Genomic DNA, 14774 nt, shown 5'->3' on the forward strand with positions numbered 1-14774 from the left:
TGACACCTACGGGACGAGGCTGACGAGTGGAACGTGCGGGTCCGCCAGCGCCTCCGTGTCCACCTGAGTCCCGGACCGGATCAGTGCCTGGATCGGTTCCGTGACGTCCCACACGTTGACGTTCATCCCGGCCAGCACACGGCCCTGCTTCACCCAGAAGGCGATGAACTCGCGCTTGCCGGCGTCTCCCCGGATCACCACTTCGTCGTACGAGCCGGGGGGCGCCCAGCCGCTGTACTCCATCCCCAGGTCGTACTGGTCGGAGAAGAAGTAGGGCACGCGGTCGTACGTCACCTGGCGGCCCAGCATCGCTCGTGCCGCCGCCGGGCCGCCGTTGAGCGCGTTGGCCCAGTGCTCGACCCGCAGCTTGTTGCCGAAGAGGGCGTGGTGGAAGGAGGCCACGTCGCCCGCCGCGTAGATGTCGGGGTCGGAGGTGCGCAGTTGTCCGTCCACGGCGATGCCGCCGCCGTGCGCCCGGTCCGCCAGTTCGAGGCCGGCCGCCTCCGCGAGAGCGACCCGGGGGGCCGCGCCGACCGCCGCGAGGACGTCGTGCGCGGGGTGCTCCTCGCCGTCGTCGGTCCGGGCCGCGAGGACCATGCCGTCCTGTCCGACGATCTCCGTCAGCCTCGCCCCGAAGTGGAAGCGGACGCCGTGCTCGCGGTGCAGTTCGGCGAAGAGGTTGCCGAGCTCGGGGCCGAGGACGGAGTGCAGCGGGGTCGACAGGGGTTCGACGACGGTGACCTCGGCGCCGTACTCCCGGGCCGCCGCCGCGACCTCCAGGCCGATCCAGCCGGCGCCGGCGATCACGAGGTGGCCGTTGTCCCTGCCCAGGGCGGCCAGGACGCCCTTGAGGCGTTCGGCGTGGGCGAGGCGGCGCAGGTGGTGGACGCCCGCGAGGTCGGTCCCCGGGATGTCCAGCCGGCGCGGCTCGGCGCCCGTCGCCAGCAGCAGCTTGTCGTAGCGGACGGCGGTGCCGTCCTCGCCGAAGCGGACCGTCTTGGCCGCGCGGTCGATGGCGGCCACGGTCTCGCCGAGGTGCAGCTCGATGTCGTTGCGCGCGTACCAGGCGGGTTCGTGCACGAAGACGCTGTCGCGCTCCTCCTTGCCGAGGAGGTAGCCCTTGGAGAGCGGGGGGCGCTCGTAGGGGTGGTCGCGTTCGTCGCAGATCAGTATCACGCGGCCGGTGAAGCCCTCCGTCCGGAGCGTCTCGGCCGCCTTGGCGCCGGCGAGACCTCCGCCCACGATGACAAAAGTCTGATCCGCGTCGACCACTTGGTTCCTCCTACGGGGGGTCTGGGGGGTGCGTCCCCAGTAGACACAGCGCGTGCCGCCACATGGGAGCGTCCCGCACGGAGCGTGATGGGGGAAGAGGGAGTGGTCCGATCAGGCCACGGAGGGTCACATTCGGGCACGATTCATGTCACTCCGGTCCACTCCGCACTCCTTACACCCCGCAAGCATCACAGGTGACCCGTCAGGCGGGCGTGAAGCGAACGGGCGGACGCGTCGGTGAGGGAGGCGATCTGGTCGACGATCACCCGCTTGCGCGCGCGGTCGTCGGACGCCCGGTCGAACAGCGCGCGGAACTGCGGGTCGAGACCGTCGGGCGCGCGGGCGGTGAGGGCCTCGGCGAGCTCGGCGACGACGATCCGCTGGTCGGCCCGCAGCCGCTCCTGCTCGGCGCGCTGCATGACGTACCGGTCGGCGACCGCCTTGAGCACCGCGCACTCCAGGCGGGTCTCGTGCGGTACGACGAGTTCGGCGTCGTACCTCGTGAGCGGCCCGGTGCCTCCCCCAGTGCCTGAAGGGCCTGGGCGGTACCCCCATCGCGCGCGGGTGGCGGCCTCGGCGGACAGGCAGAAGCGGCCGATGAGCTGGCTGGTGGCGTCCTTGAGGCGGGCCTGCGCCACGGCCGATCCGTCGTAGCCGTGCGGCCACCACTCCTGGTCCTGGAGGCGGTCGAGGGCGGCGGCGAGTTCGGCGGGGTCGGTGTCCGCGGGGACGTACCTGCCGAGGGCGACCTCGAAGACCGCCCGGCGCTCCGGTTCGGCGTGCAGGCAGTTGGGGTCGATGTGGCCGGCGTGCAGGCCGTCCTCGACGTCGTGCACGGAGTACGCCACGTCGTCGGACCAGTCCATGACCTGGGCCTCGAAGGTGGTGCGGGTGCCGGGGGCGCCCTTGCGGATCCAGGCGAAGACGGGGTGGTCGTCCTCGTAGACGCCGAACTTGCGGGAGTCGGGGTCGGTGGGGTGCGCGCCGCGGGGCCAGGGGTACTTGGTGGCCGCGTCCAGGGTGGCCCGCGTGAGGTTGAGGCCCACCGAGCCCTCCTCGGTGAACCGCTTGGGCTCGATGCGGGTGAGGAGGCGCAGGGACTGGGCGTTGCCCTCGAAGCCGCCGCAGTCCTCCGCGAATTCGTTCAGCGCGTGTTCGCCGTTGTGGCCGAACGGGGGGTGGCCCAGGTCGTGGGAGAGACACGCGGCTTCCACGAGGTCGGGGTCGCAGCCGAGGGCCGCGCCGAGCTCCCGGCCCACCTGGGCGCACTCCAGGGAGTGGGTCAGGCGGGTGCGCGGGCTGGCGTCCCACATCTGGTTCCGGGTGCCCGGCGTAACGACCTGCGTTTTGCCGGCGAGCCTTCTGAGCGCGGCAGAGTGGAGGATGCGGGCGCGGTCGCGCTGGAAGGCGGTGCGGCCGGGGCGCTTGTCGGGTTCTGGGGCCCAACGTTCGGTTGACTGCGGGTCGTACGGCATGTCTTGACAGTACGGGCAGGGACTGACAATTCGCCTGTACGTCCGCGGGATGCTGTCATCCGGCGAGCGCGGGCAGCCGGTGGCTCGTCAAGCGCCCGGTGCCGGCGGCCCGGTCGTAGCGGTGCAGGATCAGGTCCGCCATCGCGGGGTGCGTGCCCAGGGGCGCCGAGGCGATCCAGGGCGCCTTCTGCGCGCACTGCGTCGCGAACAGGCCCGGCGCGGTGAAGTACGACGCCACCGCGACCCGGTGCCGGCCCCGTGCCGTCAGCGCCCGGACCGCCGTCTCGACGGTGGGCGTCGCCGCGGAGGCGTAGGCGGGGACCACGGGGACTCCCAGCCGGTCCGACAGGAGCCGGGCCGTACGGCGGGTGTCCACCGCCGAGTCCGGGTCGCGGGAACCCGCCGCGGCCAGGACCACCGCGCTCTCGCGGCGGCTCGCCTCGTCCGTCGCGGTGGGCCAGCCCGCTTCCACGAGGCGGGCGTGGAGGGTGTCCACCAGGAGGGGGTGCGGGCCGAGCGGGGCCGCCACGCGCGTGCGTGCCGGGGAGGCGGCCGCCATCTCGGGGATGTCCCGCTTGACGTGGTGGCCGCGGGACAGCAGCAGGGGGACCAGGACCGCCTCGGCCGTGCCCAGGGCGGCCAGGGTGGCCGGCAGCAGGGGCTCGTTGAGCTCGATGTGGCCCACGTGCATCGGCAGGTCGGGGCGCTGGGCGCGGACCTGGTCGAGGAGCGTGTGGACCGTGGCGAGGGTGCGCGGGTCGCGGCTGCCGTGGGCCACCAGGACGAGCGCGGGCGGCTCGGTGCGGCGCCGGTCGTCGAGGCGGACGAGGCTGGGCTGGCTGCTGATCCGGTTCATGGATCGATGGTGTCCGCCGGAGGTTGCCTTCCCGTTTCACGGCCATGACGTGTGCTTTCCGGCGGTTCACCGTCCGGGGCGACGGGATGTGAGGAGGCGTGACCTGCGGCTTCGGACCGGGACGTGAGCCTGCTCACGCGCCGGCGGCCGAACCGATCGACCCCGCGGCACGTCTTCGCTGGTCGGAAGGCGACCGGGGAGGGACCGTCCGATGCGACTGCCGAGGCCACGCAGACCGCGCCTGCCCCGCACGCGGGCCGGGCGGCGCCGGCTCGTGCAGGCGGTGATGGCGGGGTGTGTGCTGGCCCTGCTGCCGTCGACCTGGATGTACCTCGTGACGGGCGACCGGCTGCGCACGACGGCCGACGTCCCGCGTGCCGAGGTCGCCGTCGTCTTCGGCGCCGGGCTGTGGGACGGCGAGCCGTCGCCGTATCTCGCCCACCGGCTCGACGCGGCGGCGAAGCTGTACCGGGAGAACCGGATCGAGGTCGTCCTGGTCACCGGTGACAACAGCCGCGAGGACTACGACGAACCCGACGCCATGCGCGCCTACCTGACCCGGCACGGCGTCCCGGACCGGCGGATCGTCAGCGACTACGCCGGCTTCGACACCTGGGACTCCTGCGTGCGCGCCCGGAAGATCTTCGGTGTGGACAGGGCGGTGCTGATCAGCCAGGGGTTCCACATCCGGCGCGCGGTCGCCCTCTGCCAGGCGGCCGGCGTCACGTCGTACGGCGTCGGGGTGGACGCCAAGCACGACGCCACCTGGTATTACGGCGGCACCCGGGAGATCCTCGCGGCGGGAAAGGCGGCCCTGGACGTGGTGTTCCGGCCCGACCCGCGGTTCCTGGGCCCGAAGGAGACCGGGGTGACGGACGCGCTGGCCGCGGCCCGCTGACCAGGCGGGCACCCGGCGTCCGCACGGGGCGATGTGGTGAACGGACACGTGCAGAACTTCCTGCCCCCGTGTTGAGCCGACCCCCGGAGCGGCGTTTCTCACCGCTCCGGGGTGTCACGGGGGAGGGCGCCGTCTCGGTGGCGTAACACGGGGCCGTCACCGGCGTAACACGGCCGACGCACGCTGAGGAGCATGCAGAACTCCGCGACGCCCACGCACTGCCCGTACTGCGCTCTGCAGTGCGGCATGAACCTGACTCCCGCTCCGGACGGGACCGTCGAGGTGAGTGAGCGCGCGGACTTCCCGGTGAACCGGGGGGCGCTGTGCGGCAAGGGCCGTACCGCGCCCGCGGTGCTCTCGTCCCGGGTGCGGCTGACCTCCCCGTTGGTGCGCTCCGGCGGCACGCTGACGCCCGCCACCTGGGACGAGGCGCTGGACCGGATCGCCGAGGGGCTGTCCCGCACGCGCTCGGAGCATGGCCCGGACGCGTGCGGGGTCTTCGGCGGGGGCGGCCTGACCAACGAGAAGGCGTACACGCTCGGCAAGTTCGCCCGGGTCGTCCTCGGCACCTCGCAGATCGACTACAACGGGCGCTTCTGCATGTCGTCCGCGGCGGCCGGCGGCATGAAGGCCTTCGGTCTGGACCGCGGACTGCCCTTCCCGCTGGAGGACGTCCCGAAGTCCGGCTGTGTGATCCTCGTCGGCTCGAACCTCGCCGAGACCATGCCGCCGTCCCTGCGGTTCTTCACCGAACTGAAGGAGAACGGCGGCACGTTGATCGTCATCGACCCGCGCCGCACCAGGACGGCCGAGCAGGCCGACCTGCACCTCATGCCCCGGCCGGGCACCGACCTCGCCCTCGCGCTCGGGCTGCTGCACCTGGTGGTCGCGGAGGGCCGGGTCGACGAGGAGTACGTCCGGGAGCGCACGGCCGGCTGGGAGGACGCGCGGGCCGCCGCGATGGCCCACTGGCCGGAGTACGTGGAGCGGATCACCGGTGTCCCGGTGCCGCAACTCCGGGAGACGGTACGGATGTTCTGCGAGCCGGAGTCCGCGATGGTGCTCACCGCGCGCGGGCCCGAGCAGCAGTCCAAGGGCACCGACACCGTGAGCGCGTGGATCAACCTGTGCCTGGCGACCGGACGGGCGGGGCGGCCGTACAGCGGGTACGGCTGTCTGACCGGGCAGGGCAACGGGCAGGGCGGGCGCGAGCACGGCCAGAAGGCCGACCAGTTGCCCGGCTACCGCAAGCTGGACGACCCTGCGGCGCGGGCGCATGTCGCCGAGGTGTGGGGCGTGGACCCGGACTCCCTGCCCGGACCGGGGCGCAGCGCCTACGAGTTGCTGGACGCCCTGGGCACCGACATCAGGGCGCTGCTGCTGATGGGGTCCAACCCGGTGGTGTCGGCGCCGCGGGCCGCGCACATCGAGGAGCGCGTCAAATCCCTGGACTTCCTCGCCGTGTGCGATGTCGTGCTGTCGGAGACGGCCGCGCTCGCCGACGTGGTGCTGCCGGTCACGCAGTGGGCCGAGGAGACGGGCACGACGACCAACCTGGAGGGGCGGGTGCTGCTGCGCCGGCAGGCGATCACCCCGCCGGCCGGCATCCGCAGCGACCTGGAGGTCATGCACGAACTCGCCGACCGGCTGGGGGTGGAGAAGGGCTTCCCGACCGACGCCGAGGAGGTCTTCGAGGAACTCCGCCGGGCGAGCGCGGGCGGACCTGCCGACTACTCCGGGATCACCTACCGCCGACTGGCCGAGGAGAACGGGGTGTTCTGGCCGTGCCCGACGCCCGGGAAGGACGTGCCTTCCGGTGCCGAGGACGTGCACCCCGGTACCCCGCGGCTCTTCCTGGACCGTTTCGCCCACCCCGACGGGCGGGCCCGTTTCGTGGCCGTCTCGCACCGGGCGATCGCGGAGGAGCCCGACGAGGAGTACCCGGTGCTGCTGACGACCGGGCGGGTGGTGGCCCAGTACCAGTCCGGCGCGCAGACCCGCCGCGTGGACGAGCTGAACGCCGCCGCGCCGGGTCCGTTCGTGGAGCTGCACCCGCGGCTCGCGGAGCGGCTCGGGGCGGCCGAGGGCGACCCGGTGGCGGTGGTCTCGCGGCGCGGGCGGGCCGTGGCCCCGGCCCGGATCACGCCCGGCATCCGCCCGGACACCGTCTTCATGCCCTTCCACTGGTACGGCGAGGGCCGCGCCAACACCCTCACCAACCCGGCGCTCGACCCGACCTCGCGGATGCCGGAGTTCAAGGCGTGCGCGGTGCGGCTGGAGGCGGTGCGGCGGTAGTTCGCCGGAGCAGCCAGTCGCCGCCCTCGATGAGCCTGCCGCGGGCGCGCAGGCGGGCGGCGACGGGCGGGGCCGCCACGTACACCCAGGCACGCACGGACGTGCCGTCGCCCGCGCGGATCACCTCGCGGGCAACGCGTTCGTACGGGTTGCGCGGGTCTCCCGGCGTGTACTCCTCCAACTCGTCGAGAACGGCGAGCAGTTCGGCGTAGGCGCCGGCTCGCGGGGTGACGAGTTCCCCCGCGACCGCTCCCCCGGCCGCCTCGACGGCGTACGGGTAGCCGGGGCCGTCGTACAGCAGCGCGCCGGTGAGTCGGCCCGGCTCCTCGGAGCGGACGCGGCCGCGCAGGAGGAGGTCGTGGTTGACCTCGCCGGGGCGGAGGGTGCCGTAGACGAAGAACGGGAGGCGCGCAGAGGTCACAGAAACGATTCTCTCCCCTCACACACCTGCACGTACCGCGCTATGGACACGCCTTGTCATGGCCTCTTAAATCTTCGTCAACGTCCGCGCCACCCCCCACGCGCCCCGTTGGCGCCTTCCAGAGGAGACCGATGAGTCGGATACGGCCGTACGTCCGAGGTGCCCGCTCCCGTCGTCTCGCCACCGCCGGAGTGGCCGCCACCGCCGCCACCCTGCTCGCCGCGGCACTCTCCCCCGCCGCCGGTGCGGCGGACAGACCGACCCGGGCCACGGCGGTCGAGAACGCCGCCGCCGTCCTGGCCGACCAGGCCGCCGCGCTGGGGCTCGGCTCCGCGCAGAGCACCAAGGTCCGGGACGTGATCGTCGACCCCGACGGCACCCAGCACGTCCGCTACGACCGCACCTACCGCCAACTGCCGGTGCTCGGCGGTGACTTCGTGGTCCACCTGACGCCGGGCGGGGCGTACAAGAGCTCCTCGCGCGCCACCCGGAGCGCGATCTCCCTGTCGAGCGTCACCCCGGCCCTGTCCGCCCCGAAGGCGGCCGACCTCGCGGCGAACGCGCTCAAGGCGGCCAACCTGGGCGAGACGCTGAAGCAACTGACCGCCAAGCCGCGGCTGGTCGTCGACGCCCTGCACGGCGCGCCGAGGCTGGCCTGGCAGACCGATGCCGCCGCGCAGGACTCCCTCGGCAACCCGGTCGCCCGCACGGTCCTCACGGACGCCCGCACGGGGGCGCAGATCGACGCGTGGGACAGCATCGAGCAGGCGGCCGGCGACGGCAAGTCGCTGTACAGCGGCACGGTTTCGCTGGAGACCACGCAGTCTGGCTCCACGTACCAGCTCAAGGACGCGACGCGCGGCAACACCTACACCGGGGACGCGGCGAACAAGACCGACCTGTGCTTCCTGACCATCTGCTTCAGCCGGGCGCCCGCCACCCTGTTCACCGACGCCGACAACCACTGGGGCACGGGGGCGACTTCGGACCGGGCCACGGCGGCGGTGGACGCGCAGTACGGCACCGACGTCACCTGGGACTACTACAAGAACGTCCACGGGCGGAACGGGATCGGCGGGGACGGCAAGGGCTCCTACAACCGCGTCCACTACGGCAACAACTACAACAACGCCTTCTGGGACGACAGTTGCTTCTGCATGACGTACGGCGACGGTGACGGGACGCAGATGGGCCCGCTGGTGTCACTGGACGTGGCGGGCCACGAGATGTCGCACGGCGTGACGTCCAAGACGGCGGCGCTGACCTACTCGGGCGAGTCGGGCGGGCTCAACGAGGCGACCTCCGACATCTTCGGCACGCTCGTGGAGTTCCACGCGGGCAACTCCTCGGACCCCGGCGACTACCTGATCGGCGAGAAGATCGTCCGCTCCGGCTTCGGACGGGACGCCCTGCGCTACATGGACAAGCCCTCCAAGGACGGCAAGTCCGCCGACTCCTGGAGCAGTTCGGTCGGCAACCTCGACGTCCACTACTCCTCCGGCGTCGCGAACCACTTCGCGTTCCTGCTGGCGGAGGGCAGCGGCGCCCGGACCGTCAACGGCGTCAGCTACAACTCCCCCACCTCCAACGGCTCCACGGTCACCGGCATCGGCCGGGACAAGCTGGGCGCCATCTGGTACCGGGCGCTGACGGTCTACATGACGTCCTCGACGAACTACGCGGGAGCACGTACGGCCACGCTGAACGCGGCGAAGGACCTGTACGGGGCGGGCAGCACGGAGTACAACGCGGTGGCGGCGGCCTGGAGCGCGGTGAACGTGAACTGACGCCCGCCGCACACCGGACGAGTGACACGGCCGCCCCGGGTTCCGGGGCGGCCGTACCCGTGGCGGGCGACGACCCGCACCTCCACGTCGCGGTGAAGGCGGTCCGCGGCGGGGCCGCCGTGCGCACCGTGCTCGCGGCCCGCTTCGGCCTGGCCGGCGACCTGCCGGGCACCGTCGCCACCGGGTGCGGGCCGCGGGTGCCGTACGCCATGACCTCGCCGCGGCCGGACCGGGTGACGTGTCCGGCCTGCCGGGAGCACGCACGCGCCGAACACCTGGAATGGCGGAAGGGCTCCCCCTCTACCGGCCGAAGTCCGGGAGGGTGAGCGTGCCGTCCTGCGCCAGCGGGAAGCCCGGGTTGTACGCGACCTCCCAGGGGTGGCCGTCCGGGTCGGTGAAGGCGCTGGAGTAGAAGCCGATCCCGTTCACCGCGGCCGGTTTGGTGACGGTGCCGCCCGCCTCCGCGACCTTGGCGAGGAGGGCGTCGACCTCTGCCTCCGAGCGGACGTTGTGGGCCAGGGCGATGCCGCCGAAGCCGCTCGCGGGGCCCGGTTCCAGGCCGCAGTCCACCGCCAGCCTGTCGCGGCTCCACAGGACCAGGCCGAGCCCGCCCGCCTGGAAGAAGACCGTCTCCTCGACCTCCTGGCCACGCCAGCCCAGGGCCTCGTAGAAGGCCTTGGAGCGGGCGAGGTCGAGAACGCCCAGGGTGATCAGGGTGATGCGCTGTTCCATGCCCATCGCCTCACCGTAGCGGTGACACGGGAGGCCGGCGCGGCACCCCTGGATCGCCGGCCTCCCCGCCCTCCTCACCAGGGCGTCCTACGTCGGGCTCACCCGCGCGCGGTCAGCCAGGTGCGGCTCGGGCGGCAGACCAGTCGGCCGTCCACCACCCGGCACCAGGTCTGGTAGTCGGAGGAGTACAGCCGCTTGCCGACCCAGTCGTAGGCGCCGGGCGCGGGGCGTGACGGGGGCGTCCAGGACACGAAGTTCGCGGCGTCGTTCACGCTGCCGGTGCCGTCGTAGCGGGCGACCCGGGGGTACGGGTACACCGGGCGGGTGCGCGTCACCGTGCCGTTCGTGACGCTGGACGCCACGATCCTGCCGGGCTTCGTCGCGGTCTCCGCCCACGCCATCACCGGGGTGAGGACGTCGAAGGTGTTCGGGCCGTCACCGCCGCCGCAGTGGGCCACGCCCGGGAACATGTAGAGCTCGGCGAAGCGGTCGGCCGTCCTGGCGCCCATCGTCCTGCGCAGGGCGTCGTAGTAGGCGAGCGTCCCCTGGGGCGAGATGTGCTGGTCGTTCCAGCCGTGCCAGAGCAGAAGCTTGCCGCCGCTCCTCTCGAACGCGCCGAGGTCCGGGTCCATGGCGGCCAGGTAGCCGGAGGACTGGACCGTCCTCCAGAACGAGTCGAGCGTGAACTCCAGGTCGGAGAGCTGGAAGTCGGGGTTCGGCTCGTTGGTGTACGCCAGGTAGCGGGCGAAGGAGGTCACGAAGTTCTCGCTGGCCACGGTCTGGCCCTGCCGGGACGGCACGAACAGCGTCCACTCCGGCTCGGAGCCCCACTCGTGGGCGATCTCCGGCTCCAGCCTGCGGCCCTCGGCGTCGGTGGCGCCGTCGTGGAGGCGCTGGACGACGCCCGCCTGAGCGGCCGTGAGGCAGGTCGAGGTGTCCTGGCCCGCCGCGCAGACGAGCGTCCCCGGGTCGAAGTCGCAGGCGCGCGGGTCGTCGAGGAGCCCGTCCCGCACCCCGTCCAGGGCGTCGCAGGCGTCCAGCACCGCCTGGTGGATCAGCGGTAGCTTGTCGGCGAGCAGGATGTAGTTCCCGTCCGCGTCCTTGTTGGTGAGGACGTTCCACGCGTGGTGGAAGGTGTTCTGCACGACCATGTTGTTCGCGGGCGCGCCGGCGGCGATGCCGTCGAAGTCGTCCGGGTAGCGCTGGGCCTCCATGAGCGCCTCACGGCCGCCGTCGGAGCAGCCGGTGAAGTAGGAGTACGCGGGGCGCTGCCCGTAGAACCGCTTGATGACCGCCTTCGCCACCTGGGAGGTCACATGGACGCCCCGGTAGGCGAAGTCGATCTGCGCCTGCGGGTTGTCCAGGGCCCAGGAGCCGTCGTTCTGGCCCTGGTGGCCCATGTCGGTGGTGGCGCTCGCGACCGTGCCGTCCTCGACGACCGGACAGGCGGACGCCTGGCCGTAGTTGATGTTGGCGCTGCCGCACAGGCCGCCGCAGCCGGTCTGCACATAGCGCTGCGTCCAGCCGTCGACCGGCAGGCGCATGACAATGGTGTTCGCGGGGGCGATCGTCCCACGGACCTCGCAGTACGGCGTGGGCGTGCCCGCGGTCACGACCTTCGCCGAGGTGAGGGTGACCGGGGCGTCGGTGACGCCCGTGAGGTCGAGTCCGGTGACCTCGGCGCAGGTGAGCACCGGCTGGACGGCGGCGAGGTCGGCCAGGCCCGTCGCCGTCACACCGGTGACGCTGGAGGAACTCACGGAACTCACGGAACTCACGGAACTCACGGAACTGGCGGAACTCGCCGACCCCGCTGGTACGAGGATCGACGCCAGCAGTGCGGTGACTGCTGCGGCGGCTCTCATGAGCGGCCAACGCATGGGCTACCCCTCTCGTCTGAGGGGGGTAGCCTGGTCGATGCGAGCATTATCGTCAACAATTTTGACGACGATTCGGCCACCGGATGCGGCCGCGGTCGTTCACCTGCCGTACGGCTGGGCGGCCCTCCCCTCCCGCAGCACCCTCCCCCACCACACCAACTGGTCCAGCATCGTCTTCGCCGCCGCGTCCGGGCCCGACGGGTCCTTCGGGCGGCCGTCGGCGAAGGAGCCGCCCGCGTTGTGGAAGCTGACCGTGTCCCGGACCGTCACCGCGTGCAGCTCGGCGAAGACCTGGCGCAGGTGCTCGACCGCGCGCAGGCCGCCCGAGATGCCGCCGTAGGAGACGAGGGCCACCGGTTTGGCCTGCCACTCCGTGAAGTGCCAGTCGACCAGGTTCTTCAGGCCGGCCGGGTAGGAGTGGTTGTACTCGGGGGTGAGGACGACGAAGGCGTCCGCCGAGGCGAGTTTGGGGGTCACCGAGGCGAGGGCGGCAGTCGTCTCGGGGGTCGGGGCCATGGACATGGGCAGGTCGGCCCCGGCCACGTCCACGACGTCCGGGACCAGGTCGTCGCGGTCGCGCAGGCGGCCGAGGAGCCAGTCGGCGACCACGGGGCCGAAGCGGCCGTGGCGGTTGCTTCCGATGACCAGCGTGACGTCGAGGGGTGCGGTGTCTGTCTGCATGAGGGACAGCCTGATACCTCGACCAAAGTTGAGGTCAAGTGCGGACCGCCAGGACGGGGTCACCCGTTCACACGCGCGCCCGCGCCCTTCGGGTTCTCTTCGGCGACCTGTCCGCCGCACGCCGGTGACCTGCTGAAACTTCGGCCGACGCGGCCCGGCCCACGGTGATCTGACACCCGTTCAGCGCATTTCTGACACTCCCTCAGGAAGCGGGCTGGGCCCACTGCCACTTACCTCGAAGGCACAGGGACCCACCCGAGAGCTCGAAGGAGCACCATGCGCCCCACCACCCGCCTGCTGACCGGCAGCGCGCTCGCCGTCGCCGCCGCGGGCCTCCTCTGCGCGCCCGCGTCCGCCGGCGACACGGACGGGCTCGAGGTGTTCCCGTCGTCCGTGGTGCCGGGCGGGCAGGTCACCGTGACCACGGCGGCGTGCGGGGACGACGGTACGGCCGCGGCGGGGGACGCCAGCGCGGTGGGCGCGGGCGCCTTCACACTGGCGCCCGGCGCGCACGAGGGTGACGCGGTCGGGCGGTTCCGGGTGCCGCCGAGCGCGCAGCCGGGGACGTACGAGATCGCCGCGACCTGCGCGGAGGGCGGCCGGCGGGTGACCGGTGACCTGGTGGTCACGCTGACGTCCCAGCGTCAGCCGGTGCACCCCAGAGGAAGTGTGAAGACGGGGGTCGGTGGCGCTCTGGGCCCCGACCCCGTGCAGACCGCGGCCGGTGTGGCGGCTCTCGCCGTCGCAGCCGCGGGCGGTACCTGGCTCCTGCATCGCCGGGCGAGAGGCGACGGGATCTGACGGACACCCTCCGCTGTCCGTCCGCCGGTACCGCATGTCCCCTCCCCCTCCGGGTCCGACGCCCCTCGCGGCCCGGAGGGGGACGGGGCAGGCCAGCTCTGGAGGAGGCTCCCGTGCGCAACCGCAGGATCGGCAACACCGCCATAGCGGGGGTCACCGTGGTGGCCCTGTGCAGCGGCGCGTGGCTGCTGCGCAGCGGCGCCGAGACGCACGCCCCGCCGCAGCCGTCCGCCGCCCAGGCGCACGCGGGCGGGGACAGCGGCCGGGCCGCGGCGCCCGCCCTGCCGCCGTCGCCACCGGACCGCGTGCGCATCCCCGCGATCCACGTGGACGCGCCGCTGACGGGCCTGGCCCTCACGTCGAGCGGCAGCCTCGACGTCCCGCCGGCCTCCAGGAAGAACCTCGCCGGCTGGTACGAGGCCGGCACCACCCCCGGCGAGACGGGCACCGCGATCCTCGCCGGGCACGTGGACAACGCCGAGGGACCCGCCGTCTTCTACGACCTCGGCGCCCTCCGCAAGGGCGGTGCGATCGAGGTGGACCGGCGCGACGGAAGCGTCGCGGTGTTCACGGTGGACGCGGTCGAGGTGTACGACGCGAAGGACTTCCCCGACGAGAAGGTGTACGGGGCCGCGACCCGCCCGGAGCTGCGGGTGATCACCTGCGGCGGGGGCTACTCCCGCTCGACCGGTTACCGGGGCAACGTGGTGGTGTTCGCGCACCTCACGGGGAGCCGCTGACCATCCGCCGAGGCGATCGTGCGGGTGGCGTCGGTCTCGATGCCCCCAGGGGCGCTGCCTGGACCACGGCGGCTCGCAGCGCAGGCGCCCGTTTCACGAGGAGGCGCCGACCACCGCCGCGGCGATGGCGTGCGCGCAGTCCAGGGACCCGGCGCGGGTGGTGTCGACCTCGATGTCGTAGACCACGCCCCGGTGCACGCTCTCGGCCTGCTTCTCGGCCATCCCGTGGACCCGGTCGCCCCGGGCGCTCTCGCGGGCGGCGGCGACGGAGGCCTCGCAGCGCACGCCGACCCACAGGACGTCGAGGCCGGCCAGGGCGTCCCGCCAGCGTTCCTGGGAGTGCGGGCCGCCGAGGAAGACGTCGTCGACGACGACCCGGGCACCCGCGCGGACGGTCGCGGCGAGGCCCGCCCGCCAGGCCGCCTCCAGCCGCGTGAACTCCGCTCCCACGCTCACCGCGCCGTCCGCCCCGACGTCCAGGCCCGCGTCCGACTCCTGGAGCGCCGGGGGCATCGAGTCGACGAAGTCGTCGATGCTGAACGCCAGCCACGGCTCGGGCAGCACGGCCTGGAGAGAACGCGCGAGCGCCGTCTTGCCGGAGCTGGAGCCGCCGTTGAGCACGATCACCTGAGTCGTCACGGCGTCACGCTAGCGTCGGACGAGCCGTTGGTCGTACGCAATATTCGCGGCGACCAGGGTGAAGCCGGCCGTAGCAGAGCCTGATGGCGAGGCCCGCGCGGGCGATCGCGGCGAGGATCCGGCGGCGGCCGCGATCCCGGTGCGGACGGTGAGCGTCACGTCGACGGGCGTCCGGCGCGTACGTCACCGCCGCCCCGGAGGTGCCGCCAATGGCGACCGCCCTGTCGGGGCCGAGCGTGTCCGTGGCCGAGGTGTCCGCGGGCAGGCCGAGCTGCAGGTCCGGCAGCAGCCGGAGGC

Annotated in this window: 14 protein-coding genes and 1 pseudogene; 6 read left to right on the plus strand and 9 right to left on the minus strand. The window is 72.8% G+C overall.

Translation table 11 applies throughout. From position 1 onward, the window contains the following. Nucleotides 1-6: 6 nt before the first annotated feature. From ACZ66S_RS01595 to ACZ66S_RS01605, 3 genes are all read right to left on the minus strand, one after another. Nucleotides 7-1272 (minus strand): NAD(P)/FAD-dependent oxidoreductase, encoded by a 1266-nt coding sequence (locus tag ACZ66S_RS01595; protein WP_469898888.1) that lies wholly within the window; start codon nt 1270-1272, stop codon nt 7-9. Between the two features lie 188 nt (nt 1273-1460). Continuing rightward, the gene (locus ACZ66S_RS01600; protein WP_469898889.1) at nt 1461-2747 is read right to left on the minus strand and encodes a deoxyguanosinetriphosphate triphosphohydrolase; all 1287 of its coding nucleotides are present in this window, start codon (nt 2745-2747) and stop codon (nt 1461-1463) included. Nucleotides 2748-2802: 55 nt separating this feature from the next. Further along, nucleotides 2803-3603: a sirohydrochlorin chelatase gene (locus ACZ66S_RS01605; protein WP_469898891.1), complete on the minus strand. Its 801-nt coding sequence runs from the start codon at nt 3601-3603 to the stop codon at nt 2803-2805. Nucleotides 3604-3814: 211 nt separating this feature from the next. Here ACZ66S_RS01605 and ACZ66S_RS01610 point away from each other — a divergent pair, with 211 nt between their 5' ends. Further along, on the plus strand, nt 3815-4501 hold the full coding sequence (locus ACZ66S_RS01610; RefSeq protein WP_469898893.1) for a SanA/YdcF family protein: 687 nt from the start codon (nt 3815-3817) through the stop codon (nt 4499-4501). A gap of 192 nt (nt 4502-4693) precedes the next feature. After that, on the plus strand, nt 4694-6796 hold the full coding sequence (locus ACZ66S_RS01615; protein WP_469898894.1) for a molybdopterin oxidoreductase family protein: 2103 nt from the start codon (nt 4694-4696) through the stop codon (nt 6794-6796). Here the strand turns inward: ACZ66S_RS01615 and ACZ66S_RS01620 are convergent. Next, the gene (locus ACZ66S_RS01620) at nt 6756-7217 is read right to left on the minus strand and encodes a gamma-glutamylcyclotransferase family protein (RefSeq protein WP_469898896.1); all 462 of its coding nucleotides are present in this window, start codon (nt 7215-7217) and stop codon (nt 6756-6758) included. The genes ACZ66S_RS01615 and ACZ66S_RS01620 overlap by 41 nt on opposite strands. A 131-nt stretch (nt 7218-7348) precedes the next feature. Between ACZ66S_RS01620 and ACZ66S_RS01625 the strand changes: the two genes are divergently transcribed. Then, nucleotides 7349-9004, plus strand: coding sequence for a M4 family metallopeptidase (locus ACZ66S_RS01625; protein ID WP_469898898.1), 1656 nt, complete (start codon nt 7349-7351; stop codon nt 9002-9004). Between the two features lie 59 nt (nt 9005-9063). Then, nucleotides 9064-9330 (plus strand): hypothetical protein, encoded by a 267-nt coding sequence (locus ACZ66S_RS01630; protein WP_469898899.1) that lies wholly within the window; start codon nt 9064-9066, stop codon nt 9328-9330. Here ACZ66S_RS01630 and ACZ66S_RS01635 read toward each other — a convergent pair. From ACZ66S_RS01635 to ACZ66S_RS01645, 3 genes are all read right to left on the minus strand, one after another. Next, complete coding sequence (locus ACZ66S_RS01635) at nt 9305-9736, minus strand: VOC family protein (protein ID WP_469899658.1); 432 nt, start codon at nt 9734-9736, stop codon at nt 9305-9307. The two genes, ACZ66S_RS01630 and ACZ66S_RS01635, sit on opposite strands and share 26 nt — an antisense overlap. 98 nt (nt 9737-9834) lie before the next feature. After that, a complete protein-coding gene (locus ACZ66S_RS01640; protein ID WP_469898901.1) occupies nt 9835-11496 on the minus strand; it encodes a tannase/feruloyl esterase family alpha/beta hydrolase in 1662 nt (553 codons plus the stop codon). Between the two features lie 219 nt (nt 11497-11715). Further along, a complete protein-coding gene (locus tag ACZ66S_RS01645) occupies nt 11716-12297 on the minus strand; it encodes an NADPH-dependent FMN reductase (protein ID WP_469898902.1) in 582 nt (193 codons plus the stop codon). Between the two features lie 276 nt (nt 12298-12573). Between ACZ66S_RS01645 and ACZ66S_RS01650 the strand changes: the two genes are divergently transcribed. Both ACZ66S_RS01650 and ACZ66S_RS01655 read left to right on the plus strand, forming a co-directional pair. Next, nucleotides 12574-13098 carry a hypothetical protein gene (locus ACZ66S_RS01650; protein ID WP_469898904.1) on the plus strand — a complete coding sequence of 175 codons (525 nt, stop codon included), beginning with the start codon at nt 12574-12576 and terminating at the stop codon, nt 13096-13098. A 113-nt stretch (nt 13099-13211) separates the two neighbouring features. Next, nucleotides 13212-13838 (plus strand): class F sortase, encoded by a 627-nt coding sequence (locus tag ACZ66S_RS01655; protein WP_469898905.1) that lies wholly within the window; start codon nt 13212-13214, stop codon nt 13836-13838. A 93-nt stretch (nt 13839-13931) separates the two neighbouring features. On the opposite strand, the gene cpt is transcribed toward ACZ66S_RS01655, so the two are convergent. Beyond that, nucleotides 13932-14477: a chloramphenicol phosphotransferase CPT gene (gene cpt / locus ACZ66S_RS01660; protein WP_469898907.1), complete on the minus strand. Its 546-nt coding sequence runs from the start codon at nt 14475-14477 to the stop codon at nt 13932-13934. Between the two features lie 111 nt (nt 14478-14588). Continuing rightward, nucleotides 14589-14772: pseudogene (locus ACZ66S_RS01665) on the minus strand (sulfite exporter TauE/SafE family protein); the annotation flags it as partial. Nucleotides 14773-14774: the final 2 nt, after the last annotated feature.

This window comes from Streptomyces sp. NPDC107471 (assembly GCF_055582845.1).

Coding starts and splice junctions, on each gene's coding strand:
- ACZ66S_RS01600 (WP_469898889.1), bottom strand. CDS start 2,747: ATGCCGTACGACCCGCAGTCAACCGAACGTTGGGCCCCAGAACCCGAC.
- ACZ66S_RS01605 (WP_469898891.1), bottom strand. CDS start 3,603: ATGAACCGGATCAGCAGCCAGCCCAGCCTCGTCCGCCTCGACGACCGG.
- ACZ66S_RS01610 (WP_469898893.1), top strand. CDS start 3,815: ATGCGACTGCCGAGGCCACGCAGACCGCGCCTGCCCCGCACGCGGGCC.
- ACZ66S_RS01615 (WP_469898894.1), top strand. CDS start 4,694: ATGCAGAACTCCGCGACGCCCACGCACTGCCCGTACTGCGCTCTGCAG.
- ACZ66S_RS01625 (WP_469898898.1), top strand. CDS start 7,349: ATGAGTCGGATACGGCCGTACGTCCGAGGTGCCCGCTCCCGTCGTCTC.
- ACZ66S_RS01635 (WP_469899658.1), bottom strand. CDS start 9,736: ATGGAACAGCGCATCACCCTGATCACCCTGGGCGTTCTCGACCTCGCC.
- ACZ66S_RS01645 (WP_469898902.1), bottom strand. CDS start 12,297: ATGCAGACAGACACCGCACCCCTCGACGTCACGCTGGTCATCGGAAGC.
- ACZ66S_RS01650 (WP_469898904.1), top strand. CDS start 12,574: ATGCGCCCCACCACCCGCCTGCTGACCGGCAGCGCGCTCGCCGTCGCC.